This window comes from Brevinematia bacterium (assembly GCA_039630355.1).
In the GTDB taxonomy this organism is placed as follows: Bacteria; Spirochaetota; Brevinematia; order DTOW01; family DTOW01; genus SKYB106.
Map to the genome: position 1 here is coordinate 1 of JBCNVF010000091.1, position 6,670 is coordinate 6,670.

At 36.6% G+C, this 6,670-nt stretch carries 6 protein-coding genes; 3 read left to right on the plus strand and 3 right to left on the minus strand.

The features are described 5' to 3' along the window. Positions 1-346 (minus strand): hypothetical protein (locus ABDH28_05960; protein ID MEN2998562.1); only part of this gene is annotated, 346 nt, incomplete at its 3' end. A 4-nt stretch (positions 347-350) separates the two neighbouring features. Next, positions 351-701 carry a hypothetical protein gene (locus ABDH28_05965; protein ID MEN2998563.1) on the minus strand — a complete coding sequence of 117 codons (351 nt, stop codon included), beginning with the start codon at positions 699-701 and terminating at the stop codon, positions 351-353. A 214-nt stretch (positions 702-915) separates the two neighbouring features. On the opposite strand from ABDH28_05965, the gene ABDH28_05970 reads away from it, so the two are divergent. The 3 genes from ABDH28_05970 to ABDH28_05980 are packed head-to-tail and all read left to right on the plus strand — an operon-like array spanning position 916 to position 4,973. Beyond that, complete coding sequence (locus tag ABDH28_05970) at positions 916-2,331, plus strand: hypothetical protein (protein ID MEN2998564.1); 1,416 nt, start codon at positions 916-918, stop codon at positions 2,329-2,331. Beyond that, the gene (locus ABDH28_05975; protein MEN2998565.1) at positions 2,328-2,798 is read left to right on the plus strand and encodes a hypothetical protein; all 471 of its coding nucleotides are present in this window, start codon (positions 2,328-2,330) and stop codon (positions 2,796-2,798) included. Before ABDH28_05970 ends, ABDH28_05975 begins: the two co-directional genes overlap by 4 nt. A 3-nt stretch (positions 2,799-2,801) precedes the next feature. After that, on the plus strand, positions 2,802-4,973 hold the full coding sequence (locus tag ABDH28_05980) for a cyclic nucleotide-binding domain-containing protein (GenBank protein MEN2998566.1): 2,172 nt from the start codon (positions 2,802-2,804) through the stop codon (positions 4,971-4,973). A gap of 122 nt (positions 4,974-5,095) precedes the next feature. Here ABDH28_05980 and ABDH28_05985 read toward each other — a convergent pair. Then, positions 5,096-6,670, minus strand: a 1,575-nt coding sequence (locus tag ABDH28_05985) for an alpha-amylase family glycosyl hydrolase (GenBank protein ID MEN2998567.1), incomplete at its 5' end; no start/stop codon positions are given.

Consider the following 6,670-nt stretch of genomic DNA (forward strand, 5'->3'; position numbering starts at 1 on the left):
TTTCCATCTCTTCTAAATCTGACAATGCTACCCCCTCATCCTTAGAAATTACAGGCTCTTCCTCTAATCTAGTTTCACTTACAAAAACAGTAAGCTCCTCCTCTTCCTTCTTACCCTCCGCAGAAATATCACCACCTTCCATACCCAACGAACTAACATCAACAGTCTCAGTAAAACTTATCTCCTCAGCACCTACACTCTCCTCAACTGACGAATATTTCTCCTCACTTACACTACTCTCGGGAAACTCAACAGAACTTATGTCAACAGTTATATCATAACTCTTATCTATATCAAGGTCTATCTGCTCTATTTCTATCTCCTCAAAATCCTTATCTTCCTGCATAATCTCACCTCAAATCTATTTTACTGTCCACATTAGTAATTATTTTTAAAAGATTACTAATTGTCAAGATATTTTTCACCCTACCTCCCATTATAGAAAAAACTTCAAGCTCGGTAGTTCCCTCATCTACAGCAACAACCTCTCTTCCATTACTTGTGATTACCTCAACTAATAGATACCTAACCTCAGATTCTAATTTAGGCTTAGGCTTGTTAGTAACCTTCTTCTCCTTAAGATCTTTAGAATCACTATAATACTTCGCAACCGTATAATCTAACCCAGCCAATGAAATTAACACCCCTAGCATAAAAAAAGAAACAATAACAACTATTACAACAGCAATCTCCTTTAACATAAACCTAAACTAATTATCTTCATACCCTTACCTACTTTTCAACCCTGAAAAGAAGTAGTTTAAAAATCTCCTCTCCTACATCTACCAAACCTCAGCTACCTTCCAAAGCATCTTCCCACACTTCCCTTCACCAGATCTAAAAGTCAATTGAAACTTCTGAACCACCACTGATTTTACTTGAAATCAACCAAAAGCCAGAAATACCATATTTAGTATGAAGAGACTAGCTCTAAAGATCTTATACTTCACTTTAGAATATTTGGGAATAATAGAAGTTATATTCCAGATAAAATCCTCAAACATCCTTGTCGGAATTTTTCTCAACTATCTATTTGGTAAAAAACCGCTTAAGTTAGTATCTGGGCAATTGGTAGATAGAAACAGGATGGAGTTTTCAATCCAAAGGTTTATAGAAAAGAATGTAGACATTCCTATCTATGTTGCTAACCTCATACTTCCTAGTGAAATGTTTGTTAACAAGGTCATAACTATTCCTGCTGTTGCCAGAAATAAGATTGAAAGTGTTGTTGTATCAACGATAGAAAGCATTGGAATCTTTGACATCTCATCCCTAAGGTATAGTTACAAAATCGTTGGACACTATAGAGTAAAGGACAGAGCTTTTTTCAAAGTCTTGATCTCAGCTATAAAAGTTAGCCTGCTTTCAGAATACGTAGGATACTTCAGAAATCTAGGTATATCTCTTGTCAGAATTACTTCAGCAACAGTGAGTAATGTTAACATATTCTTAGGTATCTCCAGCGTAGGAGCAATCGCCATTGCTGTAAATAAGCAAGACGAAATATTAATATCCATACTCTCAGGAAATAACATCCTAAAATTTGAAATTACGGAAATAAGCGATAGAAATGTGCTTGAGAACTATATTGTCTCATTCATATCGGACTTTGTTAAAGAGAGAAGTATGTTCCTAGAAAAGGTACTTTTATTCTACTTTGAGCCTGATTTTGTAGAAAGAGTATTTGACAGAGTTAACATCATTACAATTTCTGGTGAAATGTTACCAGAATTTAGCTGGTTGAACGAAAACTTCTTCTATCTTGACATTATAAGCTCCTCTAGAGGATGGCACTTCATCATAAATATCCTACCTAAGAAAGACTTTTTAACAACTGTTTCCGAAATGGTTCTATTCAGAACATCCTTTATCCTAACACTCCTCGTCATCCTTGGAGTTGTGTTTGTTGCATCTACTAGAAACGAAGTAGAAAGGTATAATACCATAAAGAAAGGAATTGAAGAGAAAATAACGGTAGCATCACCAGAAGTAGAAAGATACATAAGGGTCATTGAAATAAAAAGGAAGATGGAAGAGTACGAAAAGAGTATTTCCTCTTTTTACAATAAGTTTGCCAATAAGCAAAGATATTTCTATACCCTTTACGAGATTTTTACTGCACTTGACGAGAACACTTGGCTCAAAAGCGTTGAAGTTTTGCCAAAAGTCATAAAGGTAAAGGGCTTTTCCGAAAATAGCGAATCCTTCCACAACACTATAAAGAAGATATCAAAGGTTCAGAGAATATCTAACATTGAAATTCTATCACTGCATGAAATTTCATACGAAGGTAAGAAGGTTCTTAGATTTGAGCTAGGAATAGGACTATGAGAAGAATATTTGTTTGGCTTTACACAGGAGTTATACTACTTGCTTTCGGAGTAATCACCTACCTAATAGGTGAATATCTCTACCTCAGAATCACATTTGAAGCTATTGATAGAGAAGTCAAAAACTACCAGGATATTCCCTATATGAACAGGAAACTGTCAGTATTGGAGAATGAATACAACAGGATAAGAAGCCTTGAGGAAGAAACTAAATCACCAGGACTTATACTAAGTAGAATCTTGAGTGTTTTTTCCAAATACAATGTAAGAGTCAACTATGTTATTAAAGAATCGTCAGAAGATCTTGGAGAAATCTACAAAGCCTCGGTTGGTGGAAACTTTAGAAATATATTTCTCTCCTTAGGAGAGATTGAAAATCTACTGCTACCAATGAAGTTTAGTAAGATTCTCATCTCGGGAGAATCCGAAAATGTCAATATGGTATTACATTTTACAATTGTGGAGTGACATATGGTTGAAGGACTTCAACTTCCAAGAGGAGGGTATATCTTTTTAAGCGATGGGAAAATACTATTTCAACTGGGAGTTCCACCAGAAACTATAAAAGACTCAATAAAGATGTTTGGAGAAGCACCTCAGTACTACGTTGTTCCCAGGAATATGATAGACAAAACTACCTTCCTAAATGTAGCCGAGATAGAGTTTCCCATCTACTATAACTACTTTATAAGAAAGAGAAAGACATTTATTCTCTGCACAAAAGAACAAAGAAAAGCACTTGAAGTGCTCCTTAAAGAATCACTTATAGGTCCAGACGAAATCTATGAAGATGACTTTCATGGTGGAATTAGAAGCAATATTCTTGCAGAAATGCTCTTCTTCAGAAGAAAGAACCAGAAGAACAAAGAAGAACTTTTTGATGTTTTTGACTCCGTTGAATTTCTAGACATTGACAACGATATCAACATAAACGAAATCACAATTAGGAAAAGTGGCAATAAAATCCTACTTCTTAAGGACAACGACACTCTTTCTGTCAAGATAGATGAAAATATCTATGATTACATTGAATACGATTTAAGAATAATTGAGAATAGAAATCTCAACAGTAGAAAGCTAACAAACTTTACTCTCCCAATGTTTGGTTTTACATGTCTAGGATCAAGTAATGGATTTGATCCAAATGGAACTACCTCTGGTTTCATACTCTGGATTAATGGCAAGGGAATATTTATTGACCCGCCTGCCCATTCATTTGCAGAAGTTGAGAGAAACAATATTCCCGTAAGTAGAATAGTTGCAATAATTCTAACTCACTGTCACGCTGATCACGACGCAGGAACACTACAAAGTATGCTGAGGGGAAATAGAGTAAAAGTATATACAACAGTAACAATCTGGAACTCCTTCAAGAAGAAATACGCAAGCTTACTAAATGTAAGTGAAGAATTTTTTGAAAAGATATGCGAGTTCAAAGCAGTCAAAGTTGGAAAAGAAATAAACATAGAAAACGGGATTTTCAAATTTCACTATGCTTTACACTCCATTCCAACCATAGGATTTACAGTGGAGTTTGAAGGTAAAACTCTTTTTTACTCCTCAGACACCTTCGTATCCGATAGAACCAAACTTCTTCTAGATGAGGGAATAATTTCCGAAGAAAGATACGATTTTGTTATGAATGGATTCAAGAGATATGATTACATTCTTCATGAAGCAGGATCAGGAATAATACACACCGACATCTCAAAGCTAAATTTTCCGTTGCGAGAGAATCAAAAAGTCTTCGCTTTTCACTGTCCAGAAAATGACTATCTAAAATACATCTCTTCAAATCCCAACCCTGGACTCTTATACCCTAAGCAGGGAGTTGAAAACACCATCATAATCATTCCTCAGAAGAGATTGAGCAAATTTGAAGTTCTCACCTCTGTGAATCTCTTTATGGACCTTACGCTAAGAAAAATAAAGGATATGGAAGAAAACAGCGAGTTTGAAGAATATGCCCCTAACGAAGTAATAATAAAGGAAGGAGATAGGGAGAACAAGGATTTTTACATAATAGTTGAAGGATATATAAAACTCTTCGTTGGCGAGAAACTTTTCAAAGAATATTCTGTCTTTGACTTCTTCGGAGAAAGTGCTATTTTAACCCGTAGTGGCAGAGGAGCCACGATTGTAGCTGGTGGAAATGGATGTAAAGTCTTGAGAGTAAAAGGTGAAAGCTTTATCAAGAGTTTAAGATACTCAAAACTCCACAATAAACTCCTGAACCTATCAAAAATAAGAAGCAAAGACAGTTGGGGTATATTTTCATCAAATTACTTTGACGGTTTTACTCCCTCAATGAAAACCTATTTTGAGATGATCCTAAACTACGAGGAAATCCCGAAAAACGAGGTAATATACAGCGATCTAAAAGATAGCAAGGTTTACATACTCTTAGACGGAGAAGTAAGTATTAGTAGAGAAACTGACGAGATTAAAATTTCTTCCAACAATAAGAAGTACTACTTCTTAGGAGACCCAGACCATGTTCTTCTAGGAACTAAAAACAAGATTAGAGAAATAAAAGTTCTCTCAGATACTCTTAAGGTGTTCTCAATAAAGGTAAAGGACTTTAGAGAATACTTTAGCGAATACCCCGTAATTTTACCAAGAATTAAGGCATTTTCTGAATAAAGGATGCTACAACAAACATCATCTTCTAGATGAGACTATAGCTACATAAGGTTCAAGAGGAAAACATCTTAAAAGAATACAAAGAAAAGAGTAGAGAGGGGGGGCAGAGCCCCCCTTAGGTATTACTGCTTTCTATAAATCAAAACTCCATACTCTGGTATCTTTATATTCACATTACCAGATCCAGAATAAGATACACTACTTGTCAGATACGAATCTGCCCAAGAGTCTCCGTAAGCTCCACTTGGATGTGCAAATATTAAGTTCCAAGTGCCACTGCTAGGAAACGGTATTCCATAACTTGAGTAGTTTCGTTTATCGTAGTTGATTATGACATATATATCTCCACTTCCAGTTCCATATCCTCTTCTGAAGCTCAAGACCTTAGATGTATTGTTTATGTGAACTATACCAATCTGATCAAATCTCACGCAAGCATTGTTTCTTCTTATCCAGTTCAGATCTCTAACTGCTCTCATAGTGTTCGTAGCTCTAACTTTATTGAGATTAGCCCACGTTATTGGAACATCATCTCTGAACCACTTTTGATTTCCTGCCCAATACCCTTCAAGAAATTCCTCACCATAGAACAGCATTGGTATTCCTCTAGCCATCACTGCTGTTGCTATTGCCGTAATCATCTGGGCTTGAGCATCATATTCGCTGTTGCCCCAGGAACCTCTGTTTACAAGATCTGCCGAAGGTCTCTGTTTACCATTTGCAGCTTCATCGTGTGAGACATGGTATTGTACTGCAAAAAGACCATTTGGACTTTGATTGTCTATCCCATTGTTTAGGTAATCTGCAACCACATAGCTAGCTATGGAGTTGATATCAACAGCACCAGGACCACTTATAAACAACTTCTTAAGTTCGTGAGACAGGTTAACATTCCACTGAGAATCAAACCCAGCTCCACCTGCAGACTTCTTTCTCGTTACCCAAGCATCATTAGGCAGATGCTCAGCTATTAGCAATACCCTAGAATCAATACTTCTTAATCTATCCGTCACAAATTGCATAAAGCCCCAGTCGTTTATGTAAGCAGTAGCATCAAACCTAAATCCATCAACTCTAAAGAATTCCATAAAGTATCTAGCACTATCAACAAGATACTTACTTACCATCGGGTTTGCATAGTTAAACCTTGGTCCCCATGGAGTCTTCCCAGAATACCAGTAAGTGTTTGGATTATTCCAGTCTGCAGCAGGATCAAACGCTGCAATAGGATCATCAGATGTCCCTTGGTGATTAAACACAAGGTCAAGAATAACTGCCATACCTCTCTTATGCGCTTCGTTGACGAAATCTTTCAAAGATACTATATTCGTTCCCGCACTACTTGCAGAACCAGAATAAGAAGTTTCTGGAGCATAGTGGAACACATAGTTATAACCCCATGACATATCTCCAGGAAACTCTTGAATTGGAAGCGGTTCTATTGCAGTTATTCCTAGATTAGTCAAGTAATTAAACCTACTGATTGCAGTGTTGAATGTGCCCCAACCATTGTAGCCAGAGCTGTTTGTAACAAAGGTCCTAATATGGAGCTGGTATATTATATAGTAATCATGAGTAGGTCTAGTCCAAGACGCCCAACTATACGACTGAGAAACTATTACAGAGTTACCAGTTGAATGAATCTGTTTTCTTGCAGCGGGATCTGGAACCCATACAAGAGTTCCGTCATGCCTTTC

Coding starts and splice junctions, on each gene's coding strand:
- ABDH28_05965 (MEN2998563.1), bottom strand. CDS start 701: ATGTTAAAGGAGATTGCTGTTGTAATAGTTGTTATTGTTTCTTTTTTT.
- ABDH28_05970 (MEN2998564.1), top strand. CDS start 916: ATGAAGAGACTAGCTCTAAAGATCTTATACTTCACTTTAGAATATTTG.
- ABDH28_05975 (MEN2998565.1), top strand. CDS start 2,328: ATGAGAAGAATATTTGTTTGGCTTTACACAGGAGTTATACTACTTGCT.
- ABDH28_05980 (MEN2998566.1), top strand. CDS start 2,802: ATGGTTGAAGGACTTCAACTTCCAAGAGGAGGGTATATCTTTTTAAGC.